This window comes from Psychrobacillus sp., from assembly GCF_056205495.1.
In genome coordinates, this window is the sequence record NZ_JBAEAP010000645.1 from 1 (window position 1) to 17,082 (window position 17,082).

Sequence of the window (17,082 nt, forward strand, 5' to 3'; positions counted from 1 at the left end):
TAAATGGGAAAAACAAGAAGGAAATAATGGTCTTTTAACAGTTGAAGTTGCTGCTGATGTAGTAAACAAAGGTTTAGACCAAGCTTTTAAGAAAGTGGTTAAGCAAATTAATGCACCAGGTTTCCGTAAAGGGAAAATGCCACGTCCAATTTTCGAAAAAATGTACGGAGTTGAGTCTTTATACCAAGATGCATTAGATTTCATTCTTCCTGAAGCATATGCTTCAGCAATCGATGAAGCTGGAATCGATCCAGTAGATCGTCCAGAAATCGACATCGTAACTATGGAAAAAGGTCAACCTTTAGTGTTTACTGCTAATGTAGTAGTAAAACCAGAAGTAACTCTTGGCGAGTACAAAGGTCTTGAAGTTACTAAGTTAGATCAAACAGTTACAGACGAAGAAATCGAAGAGCAACTTAAAGGGCATCAAGCTCGTTTAGCTGAATTAGTTGTAAAAGAAGATGCAATCGTTGAAGGCGACACTGCAGTAATCGACTTTGAAGGATTTGTAGACGGAGAAGCATTTGAAGGTGGAGCAGGACAAGATTATCCTTTAGAAATCGGTTCTAACTCTTTCATCCCAGGCTTTGAAGGTCAATTAGTTGGCGTTAAAGCTGGCGAATCAAAAGACATAGAAGTTACATTCCCAGAAGAATATCATGCAGCAGAATTAGCTGGTAAAGCAGCAACTTTCAAAGTAACAGTTAAAGAAGTAAAAGGAAAAGAACTTCCTGAACTTAATGACGAGCTTGCTAAAGAAATCGATGCTGAGGTTGAAGGTCTTGAAGCTTTACGCACTAAGCTAAAAGAAGCAGCAACTGAAGAGAAAAAACAAATGTCTGAACAAAACCTTCGTGATGATTTAGTAGAAGCTGCAGCAGCAAACGCTACTATCGATATCCCAGAAGCTATGATCGAAACAGAAGTAGATCGCATGTTACAAGAATTTGGTCAACGTTTAGAGCAACAAGGTATGAACTTAGAACTTTACTTCCAGTTCTCTGGTCAAGACGAAGCTGCTTTACGTGAGCAAATGACAGAAGATGCTAAAAAGCGTGTGAAAGTACAATTAACTATTGAAGCTATCTCAGAAAAAGAAGAGCTTCAATCTTCTGAAGAAGAGGTTAATGCTGAACTAGAAAAAATGAGTGCTCAATTCAATATGTCAGCTGATGATATTAAACGTGCACTTGGTGGTACGGAAGTTCTTGAGAAAGACCTTCGCTTCCAAAAAACTGTGGAATTCTTAGTAGAAAACGCTAAAATTTCATAATTACACATAACGCGTTATAATATAACAAGGTACAGCATCTGTCTGTGCCTTGTTTTATACATACATAACTTTTTTAGTATGGCGCTGTTGCTATCGTTGTCACTTGTATCTAGTCTGAATACTGCCTTGAGTAATGCAATCCGATGTAACAGCGTATATAGAATAAATCTTAAGCAAACTTATTATTTGCTTCTGGGCAAAGAATCTTGTAAGATAATGGCTTGAATAGGGGTGAATATTTTGTTCAAATTCAATGATGAAAAAGGGAACTTAAAATGTTCTTTTTGTGGCAAGCCACAAGAACAAGTTCGTAAACTTGTTGCAGGACCTGGAGTTTACATTTGTGATGAATGTATAGATCTATGTTCTGAGATAGTGGAAGAGGAACTTGGCACAGAAGAAGAAGTAGAGTTCAAAGAAGTTCCAAAACCAAAAGAAATTTTAGCTATTCTTGATGAATACGTAATTGGCCAAGAGCGAGCAAAAAAATCACTTGCAGTAGCTGTTTATAACCATTACAAACGTATTAATTCCAATAGCGTAATTGATGAAGTTGAATTATCAAAATCTAACATAGTTTTAATCGGACCAACAGGGAGCGGTAAAACTTTACTAGCTCAAACTTTAGCTAGAATTCTGAATGTTCCTTTTGCTATTGCAGATGCGACTTCATTAACAGAAGCTGGGTATGTCGGAGAAGATGTTGAGAATATCCTGTTAAAGCTTATTCAGTCAGCAGACTATGATATTGAAAGAGCAGAAAAAGGTATTATATATATAGATGAAATAGATAAAGTAGCTCGAAAATCTGAAAATCCTTCTATTACTAGAGATGTTTCAGGTGAAGGGGTACAACAAGCACTTCTAAAAATATTAGAAGGAACTGTTGCAAGCGTTCCACCACAAGGCGGACGTAAGCATCCTCATCAAGAATTCATTCAAATAGATACAACAAACATATTGTTTATCGTTGGAGGAGCATTTGATGGAATCGAACAAATTATTAAACGCCGTTTAGGTGAAAAAGTAATTGGTTTCGGTGCAGATCCAAATAAAGCTATAGTAGATGTAAAATCAGTATTATCCCAATTAATTCCTGAGGATTTACTAAAGTTTGGTTTAATTCCAGAATTCATAGGACGACTTCCAGTATTGGCTAGCTTAGAGCAATTGGATGACAAAGCATTAGTACAAATTCTTACTGAGCCTAAGAATGCACTAGTGAAGCAATACCAAAAAATGATTGAGTTGGATAATGTTAAGTTAACATTTGAAGATGAAGCTTTAGTGGAGATTGCGAAAGAAGCTATTGAGCGTAAGACTGGTGCTCGTGGATTACGTTCTATCATTGAAAATACAATGCTAGACGTTATGTATGAATTACCATCTCGTGAAGATATTGTGGAATGTGTGATTACGAAAGAAACAATTACACAACACTCTCGTCCTAAGCTTTTATTGGAAGATGGGTCTGAACTTAAAGAAATAGACAACGAAAAAACATCGGCTTAATAGCCATTGAAAAAGCTGGCTTCCAAACTACGTGCACAGGCGCGAGCAAGGATGTCAGCTATTTCTCTTTATAACGTGAAATCTACCTCTTTTTATCCAGAGGATTTACTGTATTATTAGGATATATAAAGGATACAATATGATGGAGGTGACTTCCAAGATGGCAGAAAAGACGTATTACCCGGTATTACCCCTTCGTGGATTATTTATATTTCCTACCATGGTGCTTCATATAGATATAGGTCGCGAGCGCTCCATCGCCGCTTTGAATACAGCAATGGAACGTGAGGAAAAACTATTTCTTTCTGCTCAGAGGGATTTAGGTATTGAACAGCCAGTGCAAGAGGATATTTATGATGTGGGAATAATTGCACACATAAAACAAGTGGTTAAACTACCTAACGGAACGATGAGAGTTTTAGTGGAAGGTTTACAGCGGGCAATTTGGGATGAATATAAAGTGACGGATACAATTGATGAAGTTACTGTATCGGCTTATATTGAGCCTAAAAACGCTGATCAAGAAGATCAAGCTTTAATGCGTACTCTATTACATAATTTCGAAAAGTATTCTAAAGCTTCGAAGCACGTATCGGAGGAAACATATCGTTCAGTAGCTGATATTGAAGAACCAGGTAGATTAGCTGATATGATCGCAGCAGCTCTGCCGTTAAAGATTTCAGGCAAACAAGAGATTTTGGAAATTATGGATGTTAAAGAGCGCATGGAAACTTTAATCGTGCAGCTTTATAATGAACAAGAAATTTTGAATCTTGAGAAAAAAATTAATAATCGAGTTAAAAATGCGATGGAAAGAACACAAAAAGAGTTCTACCTCCGTGAGCAAATGAAGGCGATTCAAACCGAGCTTGGTGATAAAGAAGGTAAGACTGGCGAGGTTGCCGAGTTAAAAAAACGTATTGAAAAAGCAGGTTTACCTGAGTCTACTAAAAAGAATGTACTGAAGGAATTAGACCGTTATGAAAAGTTGCCAACTCAAGCTCCAGAAAGTGGAGTAATTCGTAACTATATTGAATGGATTGTCTCTATTCCATGGTCCAATTCTACAGAAGACCAGTTAGATATTAAACGCTCAGAACAAATTCTAGATCGCGATCATGATGGATTAGAAACTGTTAAAGAACGTGTGCTTGAATATTTAGCAGTTCGTCAATTGACTAAATCACTAAGAGGACCAATTCTTTGTCTGTCTGGGCCACCAGGAGTGGGGAAAACCTCATTAGCCAAATCTATTGCAGAGTCACTGGGTAGAAAATTCGTTCGTATCTCTCTTGGAGGGGTAAGAGATGAGTCAGAAATCCGTGGACATAGAAGAACCTATGTAGGCTCTATGCCTGGTCGTATTATTCAAGGGATGAAAAAGGCAGGAACGATCAATCCGTTAATTCTCTTAGATGAAATTGACAAGATGTCCAATGACTTCCGGGGAGATCCTGCAGCTGCAATGCTAGAAGTGCTGGATCCAGAGCAAAATAACTCCTTTAGTGATCACTACATTGAGGAGACCTATGACTTATCCAATGTATTGTTTATTGCTACTGCTAATGATTTAAGCACAATTCCAGGTCCATTAAGAGACCGTATGGAAATTATATCAATTGCGGGATATACAGAAATTGAAAAGCTGTCTATTGCTAAAAATCACTTGCTACCAAAGCAGCTTAAAGAGCATGGATTAAAGAAAACTCAGCTTCAAGTGAAGGACGATGCACTTATAGATGTCATTCGTTATTATACTCGTGAGGCGGGTGTTCGTAGCTTAGAGAGAGTATTAGCTAATATTTGCCGTAAAGCAGCTCTGCTCATTGTTTCAGGTGATAAAAAACGAGTTACTATTTCCACAAAGAATTTGGAAGATACTATTGGTAAGCGAAAATTCCGTTATGGACAAGCAGAGTCGGAAAATCAAGTAGGCGTTGCAACTGGTCTTGCTTATACAACAGTTGGTGGAGATACACTTCAAATAGAAGTCTCCTTATCAGCTGGATCTGGTAAATTACAGCTTACAGGTAAACTTGGAGATGTTATGAAGGAATCTGCTCAAACTGCGTTATCTTATGTTCGCTCTAAGGCAGCTGATTTCGGAATTGATCCTACCTTCCATGAAAATAAGGATATTCATATTCACGTACCAGAGGGTGCTGTTCCAAAGGATGGCCCATCTGCAGGTATAACGATTGTGACGGCACTTGTTTCTGCGCTATCTAAACGACCAATTCTACGTGAGGTCGGGATGACTGGTGAGGTTACATTAAGAGGTCGAGTGTTACCAATCGGTGGTTTAAAAGAAAAAACATTAAGTGCTCATCGCGCTGGTTTGACGACAATTATTTGTCCGAAAGACAACGAGCGTGATATTGAAGATATTCCAGAAAGTGTTCGCGAAGTATTAACATTCCATTTTGTTTCCGATGCTGAAGAGGTGCTTCAACTTGCATTAGAGGAGGCAAAATAAATGAAAATTCATAACGTCGAACTATTAATAAGTGCCGTAAGGCCAGCTCAATAACCAGAAGGTGACTTACCGGAATTTGCGCTTGCTGGGCGCTCCAATGTTGGAAAATCCTCGTTCATCAATAAGATGATTGGGCGAAAAAGTATGGCTCGTATTTCTTCCAAGCCAGGTAAGACACAAACACTGAACTTTTATAAGCTAGAAGAAGATCTGCTATTTGTCGATGTACCTGGATACGGATATGCAAAGGTATCAAAATCGGAACGTGCCGCGTGGGGTAAAATGATTGAAACTTATTTTACCTCTCGTGAGGTTCTAAAAGGTGTACTATTAATAGTGGACTTAAGACATCCACCTACTAAAGATGACTGTATGATGTATGATTTCTTGAAGCATTACAACATTCCATGTATCGTAATCGCTACAAAAGCGGACAAAATTCCTAAAGGAAAATGGGACAAACATAAGAAGATTGTAAAAGACGAACTTCAAATGGATAAAAGCGATCCACTAATTGTTTTCTCTTCCGAAACTGGACTAGGGTTCGATGCAGCCTGGAAGGAAATCGAAACTAGAATGTAGTATTTTCATATATACACTTTTATGCCTTAAATTAAGTCGTTAATAAGTCTAGATATGATTAAAAAAGATTAATTGGGGAATACCATCCTTAGTTAATCTTTTTTTGTGCGAATAGTTAATCTAATAAAGCACCAATTACCAGCAAGCGTCGTATAGATGAACGTGAAGCGTCCGTCGAGAGCGCAAATCAATTCTACTTTATTGTTTAAAAAGAATACTTTTCTAATTTTTATTAAATCTCCTATATAGTGCTGTAGGGTTCAAACGCGAATACTTTCTATTTATTGATTATAGCGGCAGGCGGCGACTCCTGTGGGAGGAGGGAGACAGATAAGACATTACAACCACGCGCGTTAGCGATGGGTGATGGCTTATCGCTCCCCCCGCGGAAAGCGTCCGCCGAGAGCGCAAATCAATTCTACTTTTTTCATCAAAAAGTATTAAAATTAATTAATTATCGTGATTTAACTAAAAATAGGAATTATGATAATGGCATAAATTAAATTTGAATAGTTAATCTTTTATAAACTTGGACAGAATGTTTGTATATGCGAATAGTTTTTGCTATTATTAATTTATAATAATTCTAAATAAGATTTCATAGCTTGTTCACAAATGTCGAATTCTCTACTTGTGAACCTATGCTATAATAGGTCTTATGAAATGAACGTGAAAGGGTGACATGACTCCATGCACACACTAGTGGTAGGTGTCAATTATCGTACTGCACCTGTTGAGATTCGTGAAAAGCTTTCTTTTGTTGAAGCTGAACTTCCAAATGCGATGCAGGCGTTACAAGAACAGAAAAGTATTTTAGAAAACGTTATTGTGTCTACATGTAACCGTACTGAAATATACGCTACTGTAGATCAATTGCATACAGGAAGATACTATGTTAAACAATTTCTAGCAAATTGGTTCGATATCCCGATGGAGAACCTTTCTAGATATTTATTTATTCATGAAGATAATGAAGCAAATAATCACTTATTCCGTGTTACTGCTGGAGTCGACTCTATGGTTCTAGGGGAAACTCAAATTCTGGGACAAGTGAAGAAGAGCTTTTTAAATGGGCAAGAAAATGGGACAACTGGCACGATATTTAACCAATTATTTAAACAAGCAGTGACGTTTGCGAAACGTGCTCATGCGGAGACATCTATTGGTGAAAATGCAGTATCTGTTTCTTATGCGGCAGTTGAGTTAGGTAAAAAAATATTTGGTTCGTTAAATCATAAGCACGTGGTCATCCTAGGTGCCGGGAAAATGGGCGAGTTAGCTATTCAAAACCTACATGGTAGCGGGGCTGAAAAGGTTACGGTTATAAACCGTACATATGAGAAAGCAAAGGAGCTTGCGTCTAAATTTGCTGGAAACGCTAAGCCAATGGACGAACTTCAATGTGCTCTATTAGAGGCTGATATTCTGATCAGTTCTACTGGTGCTACTGAATATGTAATTGACCTGGAACTAATGCAGTTCGTAGATCGTTTACGTAAAGGCAAGCCATTATTCATGGTGGACATTGCTGTACCGCGCGACTTAGATCCACGTATCGGTGATTTACCAAACGTGTTTTTATATGATATTGATGATCTTCAAGGAATTGTAGAAGCGAATCTTGCAGAAAGAGAACGTGCTGCGGTCCAAATCAATAAAATGATTGAGACAGAAATTGATCAGTTTAATGAATGGGTAGCTACGCTTGGAGTAGTGCCAATCATATCTGCATTACGCCAAAAAGCTAACAGAATTCAAATGGAAACAATGAGTTCTATTGAAAACAAGATGCCGAACTTATCTGATCGTGAACGAAAAATATTAAATAAACATACGAAATCAATCGTTAATCAGCTTTTAAAAGAGCCAATACTACAAGCTAAAGAGCTCTCTACGTCTAAAAATCCAGGTGAACAGCTTCAATTATTCCAACAGATCTTTGGTATTGAGGATGATGTGAAAAAGGAAGTAGAAAGCCAAGCTGAAAAAGCAAAAATTAATTTGAAGCAAGCGTTAATGCATCAAGATTTAAAAGAGAACTTAACGTTCAATTAATCTAAAGGAGGTGTTTTTGTATCTTTATGGCAACTAGAGAGATATAAAAACGCCTTTTTGTTGTACAAAGGGAGAAATTTATATGGCTGATTTGACGATGACACGGCTCCACGAGATTATGGTCGTCCTTCAATCCGTTAGCCTTGTCTTCTATTTTATAGATTATCTTAATAAGGATCGGCAAGTTCATCGCTTGGCGGTAGGGCTTCTTTCCATCGTCTGGCTACTTCAAACGGTGTTTTTAGTGTTGTATATGATTGAAATGAAGCGCTTTCCAATTTTATCGTTGTTTGAAGGGATTTACTTTTATGCATGGCTCATCATATTGCTTTCCTTGGTCATGCAGCTAGTTTTCAAATCAGATTTGCCTGGATTCTTTTTAAATATTATTGGTTTCATATTTATGACTATCCATACATTTGCCCCGAGTCAATTGGAGCAATCTCCAGTGGGTGATGCACTCCGATCGGAGTTATTATTCATTCATATTACATTTGCTTTTTTAGCATACGCAGCATTTGCTTTATCGTTTGTTTTTTCTATTCTTTATTTGATATTGTATAGAGTGTTGAAGAAGAAAAAATGGACAAAGCAATTTAGTAGATTACCTTCTCTACAGCATGCGGAAACAGGAATGACCCTGTCTATTATTACTGGAATACCTTTATTGTTTGTAAGTCTCGTTCTTGGGTTACAATGGGCTTATATATCTTTAAATGAGTTTTCTATATTTGATTTTAAGATTGTTAATTCCTTTATTCTATTAGTTCTATATATTGTCGTTCTTTTAATAAGAAAGGGTGTACGATATAAAGGAACGAATTATGCGTGGATTCACGTATATGCATTTTTATTTGTTATAATTAATTTTTTACTAGGTAGTCAATTATCACAATTCCACTTTTGGTATTAAGAAAGGTAGCGTGTTTATGCGTAAAATTATTGTAGGTTCAAGAAGAAGTAAATTAGCTCTAACACAAACAAATTGGTTTATCCAACAAATGAAAGATATGGGCGCACCATTTGAGTTTGAAGTAAAAGAGATTGTCACAAAAGGTGATCAAATCCTAAATGTAACACTTTCTAAAGTTGGAGGGAAAGGTCTATTCGTTAAGGAAATTGAGCAAGCGTTATTTGACAAGGAAATAGATTTTGCCGTACATAGCATGAAGGATATGCCATCAGTCTTGCCTCCTGGCTTAGTAATGGGATGTACTCCTAAGCGTATCGATGAACGTGATGCTTTCATTTCTACAGGACATGTGAAGCTAATGGATTTACCTAAGGGAGCTATTGTAGGGACAAGTAGTCTACGTAGAAGCGCTCAATTACTATTACTACGTCCAGATATCGAGATTAAGTGGATACGAGGCAACGTGGATACAAGATTACAAAAGCTTCAAGATGGAGAATATGACGCTATAATCTTAGCAGCAGCTGGACTTAAACGCCTTGGCTGGAGTGACGAAGTAGTAACAGAATATATTTCCGTTGAGGATTGTGTTCCAGCGGTAGGACAAGGGTCATTGGGAGTTGAATGTCGTGAAGATGACAAGGAGCTTCTAAATGAGCTTCAAAAACTTTCAGACAATGAAACTTGGGATACCGTTCTTGCTGAACGCACATTCTTAGCTGCTATGGATGGCGGATGTCAGGTTCCGATTGCAGGGCATGCTGTTATGAATGGCAATGAGATTACGTTCACTGGACTTATTGCAGCACCAGATGCATCTGTTGTGTACAAAGAAGTAGTATCTGGAACAAACCCAGTAACAGTAGGGAAAGAAGCGGCACGAATTTTAACGGAACAAGGAGCTTTCGATTTAATCCAAAAGGTTAAGGCTGATTTAAATGTTTAAAAATTCACCTCTACAAAATGAGCATATCATTTTTACAGGGGTGAACAGATCAGATGTCGCAGCAAACCTTACAGCTAGTTTAGGAGGGGTTCCCTATGTGGCACCCTTCATAGCTACTAAGGAAATTGTGGAGCCCGAAGACAAAGATAAACTCTTAAACAGTAAAACTTACCAATGGTTTATATTTACGAGTCAGGCAAGTGTAGCTTCTTTACATCAAAAGATGCTTACCTATCATTTAGGTGTTGAAGCTTTTCAGGTTAAAATGGCCGCTGTCGGTTCAAAAACAGCATCAGCTCTCGAAAAAATTGGATTTACAATAGATTTTATGCCGACTACCTTTAGTGCAGATGTTTTTATTAAAGAATTTCCACAGGTAGCAGCACCGGATGATGCATGTTTGTATTTCCGAGGGAATCTTGCAAAAAATACAATTACAGAGGGCCTGGTCAATTCAGTTGATGAATGGACAGTCTATGAGACCGTGATGCTAGAAGATAATGTAGAGATTGTGAAGGAGCTTTTAACTAGTGGGAAAAGCTGCTCGGTAGTGTTCACAAGTCCTTCTTCGGTGAATGCCTTTCATCAAACGATTGGCAAGGATTTAGGCTATAATAGCTTTACCGTGTGTGCTATTGGTCATATAACAAAAAACCATTTAAAATCATTAGGTGTTACCGTGCAGGTAATGCCTAAAACCTATACTTTAACAGAGGTAGTAAATGCGCTAGCTCAATGGAAGGGATGAATGTAATGACAGACTTATATTTTCAACGTCACCGCCGTTTAAGACAATCGGCTGGTATTAGAGCAATGGTAAAAGAAACTTACTTACATAAAGAGGATTTAATCTATCCGATTTTCGTTATGGATGGAGAGAATATTAAAAATCCCGTTAACTCCATGCCGGGAGTTTTCCAATTTTCATTAGATCGTTTAGGTGAAGAAGTAGATGAGGTCGTTTCTTTAGGAATCCCATCCGTTATTTTATTTGGTTTACCTGCAACAAAGGATGCGGAGGGAACTCAAGCGTATCACGATCATGGAATAGTGCAAAAGGCAATTCGCTTCATCAAGGAGCGTCATCCAAACTTAGTTGTTATAGCTGATACTTGCCTGTGTGAATTCACGGATCACGGTCACTGTGGAGTAGTAGATGAGTATGAAAGAATACTGAATGATCCATCATTAGACTTGTTAGCAAAGACAGCTGTGAGTCAGGCTCAAGCTGGAGCAGATATTATTGCACCTTCTAACATGATGGATGGATTTGTAACCGCTATTCGTCAAGGATTAGACAGAGCTGGTTTTCACGATGTACCAATTATGTCGTATGCAGTTAAATACGCATCCGCTTATTACGGTCCATTCCGTGAAGCGGCAGATGGAGCTCCTAAATTTGGAGACCGTAAAACTTATCAAATGGATTATTCTAACCGAATGGAAGCTATACGCGAAGCCACTTCTGATATCGAAGAGGGAGCAGATTTCTTAATCGTTAAACCTGCATTAGCGTATTTGGATATTATTCGTGATGTTAGAAATAGCTTCGACGCCCCTATTGTGGCATATAACGTAAGCGGAGAATATGCAATGGTGAAGGCTGCTGCCATCAATGGCTGGATAAACGAAAAAGAAACAGTTTTAGAAACGTTAACAGGAATGAAACGTGCTGGAGCAGATATTATCTTAACGTATCATGCTAAAGATGTAGCGCGTTGGTTGGAGGAGAAATAATGTCTAAATCATACAAATTATCTAAAGAAGCATTTGCAGAAGCAAAGGACTTAATGCCAGGTGGCGTAAATAGTCCGGTTCGTGCGTTTAAATCGGTCGACATGGATCCGATTTTCATGGAAAGTGGAAAAGGCGCTATATTGAAGGATATTGATGGTAATGAATACATTGATTACGTACTTTCTTGGGGACCACTTATTTTAGGTCATACGGAGCCTAATGTCGTGAAGGCAATTCAAGATGTAGCAGCAACTGGGACTAGCTTTGGAGCATCTACGTTAGTTGAAAATAAACTTGCAAAATTAGTTATGGAGCGAGTGCCATCTATTGAAATGGTCCGTATGGTTTCCTCTGGTACAGAGGCTACTATGAGTGCTTTGCGATTAGCTCGTGGTTACACTGGCCGCAACAAGATTTTAAAATTTGAAGGGTGCTACCATGGACATGGAGACAGCCTGCTTATTAAAGCCGGTTCTGGTGTTGCTACACTAGGTCTTCCAGATAGCCCAGGTGTTCCTGAGTCGATTGCTAAAAATACGATTACGGCACCTTATAATGACATTGAGAGTGTTCGCTATGTGTTTGAAAACTTTGGTGACGATTTAGCAGCAATTATTGTGGAGCCAGTGGCAGGTAATATGGGAGTTGTACCTCCAATCGAAGGATTCCTCGAAGCATTGCGTGAATTAACAGAGAAAAATGGAACAGTTTTAATCTTTGACGAAGTAATGACTGGTTTCCGTGTAGATTATAACTGTGCACAAGGACATTTTGGTATTACTCCAGATTTGACTTGTCTAGGTAAAGTAATCGGAGGTGGCCTACCAGTAGGAGCTTTCGGTGGGAAACGCGAAATCATGGAAATGATTGCACCAGCAGGATCTGTATATCAAGCAGGTACCCTATCAGGGAATCCTCTGGCGATGACAGCAGGCTATGAGACATTATCACGCTTGAACGAGGATACGTATAAGTATTTCGTAAAGCTTGGTGACATGCTTGAAAAAGGGTTCAGAGAAGCTGCAAGCAAATACAACATTCCTCATACAGTAAATCGTGCTGGTTCTATGATCGGCTTCTTCTTCACTAATGAAAATGTAGTGAATTATGACGTAGCTAGAACAGCAGACCTAGACTTATTCGCAAAATACTATCGACTAATGGCCGAGGAAGGAATCTATTTACCACCTTCTCAATTTGAAGGAATGTTCCTTTCCACTGCGCACACCGAGGAGCATATCGAAAAAACAATTCAAGCCTTCCATACAGTGTTTGAAAAATTAGCTCGATAATAAATATTGAAAAACAGACAAACGTTCTAAGCAATTAGAATGGCTTGTCTGTTTTTTTTTATTTTATATTTACAAATAGTTGTAGGTAGAGGCGGAACTCACTGAGAAAACAGAAAAGAAAGCGGAGAATGGGGTAAAACTTTTGAAAAGCTGGCATATTCGTAAGGTATTTTTCATATTTTCTTACGTTGAAACATAATTTGTCCTATATGAAGGAGGATGAAAAATGGAAGTTAAAAGTTGGGAAGTTAAGGAACAGTTCTGTTTTCCGCAAAGCTTTGGAGTGCCTAAGGAAGTAAAGACAATCAATGTAACCCCTCAGTATTTTCATGAGGAAATGGACAACATGGTGCATATCAACGGTATTTATCATATTACTTGTCACGTAGAGTTTGAGGAAGGTGAAGTGGAGCATCACGCAACAAGTGAATTTACGGAAATCGAAGATCTAGATTTAAACGGTGAGCTTGGTTATTTTGAATATGCAGTACCGATGAGTGTAGAGATTAGTAAGGATAGAATACAAGCCGAAACGTTACCGACTGTAAGTATAGAAACGATAAATTGCAAGGCAGAGTCCGATGGTATCGAAATTGTGTGGTTAGTCAACTGTGAATATGAAACGCATCGACCTAAAACGGAGGAAGTAGTAGCAGAGGTAAGACAAGAAATGATTGAAGAAGTAGAAGAAGCCCTAGTATTGGAGTCTAGTAGCCATAGAGAGGCCTTTGTAAGTAATGAGCAGCAGTCCCCAAGTATGGTACTGGAACCAGTTCAGGAACAGACCAATGTAACGATTAAAAATAGAGAAGTGGAAAGCCCGGCTGAGGATGATTCTGAGCTACAGTTTATATTTAATTTGGAGGATGGTTATACCAAGCTTTCCTTTCCATCAAATAATGTCCTTAAATAATAGAAAACCAAGAAATGCTAAAAATACTAGCAAGAGAAAATCCCATGTTGTTGGAACAATCAATACTCGAACAAGTTGAAAGCAACCGATTGGTATAATGATTCCTTTCACGTAAAAACGAGTTTTTCGTAACCAGTCGGGCAGTAAATAGGGGTTATATCCTCTTTTCATAGTGTTTTCCTCCTTTCACAAGACTATGCTTGACGGCATATAATAATATCCTATACAATAAAAACAACTATATATGGATGCTATGAATGGGAAGAGTAAAATGACACGGTTATCTAAAGAAAGGAAACAATTTGCTGAAATGTTTCCGTTAGCCACCATTTGAAGGTAGCCCAAGAGCAGCTTTTGTGAACTAACAGTAGCAATTGCCGGTTTGAAGCCGTTATCTAATTGAGAGCGTGATGTGTTGTATTGCATCTGCGAATAAAGGTGGTACCGCGAACAAACTCCTTCGTCCTTTAGTGATGATAGGAGTTTTTTTATATTCTTTTTTAAGGAGGAAACGATATGACAAATGAGACAACGATGTCAACCAAGTATGATCCGCAGTCAATCGAAAAAGGCCGCTATGAATGGTGGTTAAAAGGTAAATATTTCGAGGCGCATCCAGAAAGTGAAAAGGAACCATATACAATTGTGATTCCACCGCCTAACGTAACAGGTAAGCTACATTTAGGTCACGCCTGGGATACAACTCTTCAAGACATTATTATTCGCATGAAGCGTATGCAAGGATATGACGCTCTATGGCTACCAGGAATGGACCATGCAGGTATCGCTACACAAGCAAAGGTAGAAGAAAAATTACGTGCTGACAATATTTCAAGATATGACCTAGGTCGTGAAAAATTTGTGGAAGAAACTTGGAAATGGAAAGATGAATATGCAGGACATATTCGCAAGCAATGGTCAAAACTAGGTCTAGGCTTAGACTATTCTCGTGAACGCTTCACTTTAGATGAGGGTCTTTCCAATGCAGTAAAGGAAGTATTTGTTAAGCTTTATAACAAAGGCTTGATTTACCGTGGGGAATACATTATCAACTGGGATCCTGCTACAAAAACAGCACTTTCTGATATCGAAGTAATTCATAAAGATATACAGGGTGCATTCTATCATATGCATTACCCACTTGCAGATGGTACTGGTTCGATCGATGTTGCAACAACTCGACCAGAAACAATGCTAGGGGATACAGCGGTTGCAGTACATCCTGAAGATGAGCGCTACAAACACTTAATCGGAAAAACGGTGAAATTACCAATCGTTGGCCGTAAAATTCCAATCGTAGCAGATGATTACGTAGATATGGAGTTTGGTAGTGGTGCAGTTAAAATTACACCAGCTCATGACCCGAACGACTTTGAAATAGGTAACCGTCATAACCTAGAGCGTATTTTAGTTATGCATGAAGATGGTTCAATGAACAAGAATGCAGCTAAATATGAAGGAATGGATCGCTTTGAATGCCGTAAACAAATCGTAAAAGATCTTCAAGATGCAGGTGTTTTATTTAAAATTGAAGAGCATGCACACTCTGTAGGCCACTCTGAGCGAAGCGGAGCAGTAGTTGAGCCTTACCTTTCTACTCAGTGGTTTGTAAAAATGCAGCCACTTGCAGAAGAGGCGATTAAGCTTCAAGAATCAGAGGGTAAAGTAAACTTTGTACCGGATCGTTTTGAAAAAACGTATTTACGTTGGATGGAAAATATACATGACTGGTGTATTTCCCGTCAACTATGGTGGGGACACAGAATTCCAGCATGGTACCATAAAGAAACTGGAGAAGTGTATGTTGGGCATGAGGCTCCAGCAGACGAAGAAAATTGGAAGCAGGATGAAGATGTTCTAGATACATGGTTCTCCTCTGCTTTATGGCCTTTCTCTACGCTAGGCTGGCCGGATGTAGAAAACGAAGAGATGAAGAAGTATTACCCAACAAATGCCCTTGTTACAGGTTATGATATTATATTCTTCTGGGTGTCACGTATGATATTCCAAGGAGTAGAATTTACAGGAACTCGACCTTTCGATGATGTATTAATTCATGGCCTTGTACGCGCAGAGGATGGACGTAAGATGTCTAAATCCCTTGGCAATGGTATCGACCCAATGGACGTAATTGACAAGTACGGAGCAGATTCACTACGCTATTTCTTAAGCACTGGTTCTTCTCCAGGACAAGATTTACGTTTCTCAGTAGAAAAAGTAGAGGCAGTTTGGAACTTTGCCAACAAAATCTGGAATGCTTCACGCTTTGCATTGATGAATATGGATGGATTGAAGTACGAGGAAATTAATTTAGATGGGAAAAAATCCGTTGCAGATGCTTGGATCCTAACTCGTTTAAATGAAACAATCGAGCAAGTAACAAGACTTTCAGAGAAATACGAGTTCGGCGAAGTTGGTCGTGCCCTATACAACTTCATCTGGGATGATTTCTGTGACTGGTATATCGAAATGTCTAAGCTTCCATTAAACGGAGATGACGAAGAAGCGAAGCATATGACTCGCTCGGTTCTTGCATACGTATTAGACAACACGATGCGTTTATTGCACCCATTTATGCCTTTCATAACAGAAGAAATTTGGCAAAACCTACCTCATGAAGGCGAATCTATTACAGTAGCGGCATGGCCGACAGTAAATGAAGAGCTTTCTGATCAAAGCCAAGCAGCAAGCATGAAATTATTAGCAGAGATCATTCGCTCTGTTCGTAACATCCGTTCAGAGGTACAAACACCGATGAGCAAAAAAGTACCGTTATACATTTCTGCAAAAGATGCAGATACACTAGCAGTACTAGAAGCAAACGCAAAATACTTAGAGCGTTTCTGTAACCCAGAGCCTCTAGTGATCGGTCAGGACCTAGATGATCCAGGTCAATCGATGTCAGCAGTAGTAACAGGTGCTCTTTTATACCTACCATTACAAGGCTTAATCGATATTGATGCTGAAAAAGCACGTCTGGAAAAAGAATTAGAAAAATGGGCAAAAGAAGTGAAGCTAGTTCAAGGGAAACTATCCAATGAACGCTTCGTATCAAAAGCTCCTGAGGCAGTAGTAGCCGAAGAGCGTGCAAAAGAACAGGATTACCTGGAAAAACACGCTACCGTTCTAAAACGTATTGAGGAATTAAATAGCTTGTAAAACAGCAAGTGTAGCCAGAGAACCTTGCAGAGATGGGGGAGAACCTTGCAGAGATGGAGTGGAACCTTGCGGAGACGAGATGTAACCTTTCAAGTGACCTGTCTAGGAGGAAATGGAAAATTTGTTGAAGACATTGGGAAAGTGTTGCGTAAACGAGTGGAAGTGTTGCAGAAAAGAGGCAAAGTGTTGCGCGAAAAGCCGGAGATGTTGCGGGAAATGGAAGT

12 protein-coding genes, 1 pseudogene and 1 other annotated feature are annotated in these 17,082 nt (G+C 38.7%); of the genes and pseudogenes, 12 read left to right on the forward strand and 1 reads right to left on the reverse strand.

Annotated features, from left to right (window positions below):
• The 11 genes and pseudogenes from tig to AC06OU_RS18580 all read left to right on the forward strand — a co-directional run.
• Positions 1–1,273 (forward strand): trigger factor (tig, locus tag AC06OU_RS18530; protein ID WP_475857693.1); only part of this gene is annotated, 1,273 nt, incomplete at its 5' end.
• A 240-nt stretch (positions 1,274–1,513) separates the two neighbouring features.
• Positions 1,514–2,785, forward strand: coding sequence for an ATP-dependent protease ATP-binding subunit ClpX (gene clpX / locus AC06OU_RS18535; RefSeq protein ID WP_340883135.1), 1,272 nt, complete (start codon positions 1,514–1,516; stop codon positions 2,783–2,785).
• 160 nt (positions 2,786–2,945) lie between these two features.
• A complete protein-coding gene (lon, locus tag AC06OU_RS18540; protein ID WP_169359865.1) occupies positions 2,946–5,261 on the forward strand; it encodes an endopeptidase La in 2,316 nt (771 codons plus the stop codon).
• Positions 5,262–5,843 (forward strand): annotated as a pseudogene (gene yihA / locus AC06OU_RS18545) (ribosome biogenesis GTP-binding protein YihA/YsxC).
• A 690-nt stretch (positions 5,844–6,533) separates the two neighbouring features.
• On the forward strand, positions 6,534–7,898 hold the full coding sequence (gene hemA, locus AC06OU_RS18550) for a glutamyl-tRNA reductase (RefSeq protein WP_169359867.1): 1,365 nt from the start codon (positions 6,534–6,536) through the stop codon (positions 7,896–7,898).
• Between the two features lie 82 nt (positions 7,899–7,980).
• Positions 7,981–8,811 carry a cytochrome c biogenesis protein CcsA gene (ccsA, locus tag AC06OU_RS18555; protein ID WP_340883137.1) on the forward strand — a complete coding sequence of 277 codons (831 nt, stop codon included), beginning with the start codon at positions 7,981–7,983 and terminating at the stop codon, positions 8,809–8,811.
• A gap of 16 nt (positions 8,812–8,827) precedes the next feature.
• A complete protein-coding gene (hemC, locus tag AC06OU_RS18560) occupies positions 8,828–9,757 on the forward strand; it encodes a hydroxymethylbilane synthase (RefSeq protein WP_475857694.1) in 930 nt (309 codons plus the stop codon).
• Positions 9,750–10,505 carry a uroporphyrinogen-III synthase gene (locus AC06OU_RS18565; protein ID WP_475857695.1) on the forward strand — a complete coding sequence of 252 codons (756 nt, stop codon included), beginning with the start codon at positions 9,750–9,752 and terminating at the stop codon, positions 10,503–10,505. Before hemC ends, AC06OU_RS18565 begins: the two co-directional genes overlap by 8 nt.
• Before the next feature lie 5 nt (positions 10,506–10,510).
• A complete protein-coding gene (hemB, locus tag AC06OU_RS18570; protein WP_475857696.1) occupies positions 10,511–11,494 on the forward strand; it encodes a porphobilinogen synthase in 984 nt (327 codons plus the stop codon).
• On the forward strand, positions 11,494–12,786 hold the full coding sequence (gene hemL, locus AC06OU_RS18575) for a glutamate-1-semialdehyde 2,1-aminomutase (protein ID WP_475857697.1): 1,293 nt from the start codon (positions 11,494–11,496) through the stop codon (positions 12,784–12,786). Before hemB ends, hemL begins: the two co-directional genes overlap by 1 nt.
• A 226-nt stretch (positions 12,787–13,012) precedes the next feature.
• Positions 13,013–13,699 (forward strand): hypothetical protein, encoded by a 687-nt coding sequence (locus AC06OU_RS18580; protein ID WP_475857698.1) that lies wholly within the window; start codon positions 13,013–13,015, stop codon positions 13,697–13,699.
• Here AC06OU_RS18580 and AC06OU_RS18585 read toward each other — a convergent pair.
• On the reverse strand, positions 13,679–13,870 hold the full coding sequence (locus AC06OU_RS18585; protein ID WP_475857699.1) for a hypothetical protein: 192 nt from the start codon (positions 13,868–13,870) through the stop codon (positions 13,679–13,681). The two genes, AC06OU_RS18580 and AC06OU_RS18585, sit on opposite strands and share 21 nt — an antisense overlap.
• Positions 13,871–13,943: 73 nt before the next feature.
• Positions 13,944–14,170, forward strand: a binding site (T-box leader).
• Positions 14,171–14,215: 45 nt separating this feature from the next.
• Between AC06OU_RS18585 and AC06OU_RS18590 the strand changes: the two genes are divergently transcribed.
• A complete protein-coding gene (locus AC06OU_RS18590) occupies positions 14,216–16,858 on the forward strand; it encodes a valine--tRNA ligase (RefSeq protein WP_475857700.1) in 2,643 nt (880 codons plus the stop codon).
• The last annotated feature ends 224 nt before the right edge of the window (positions 16,859–17,082 follow it).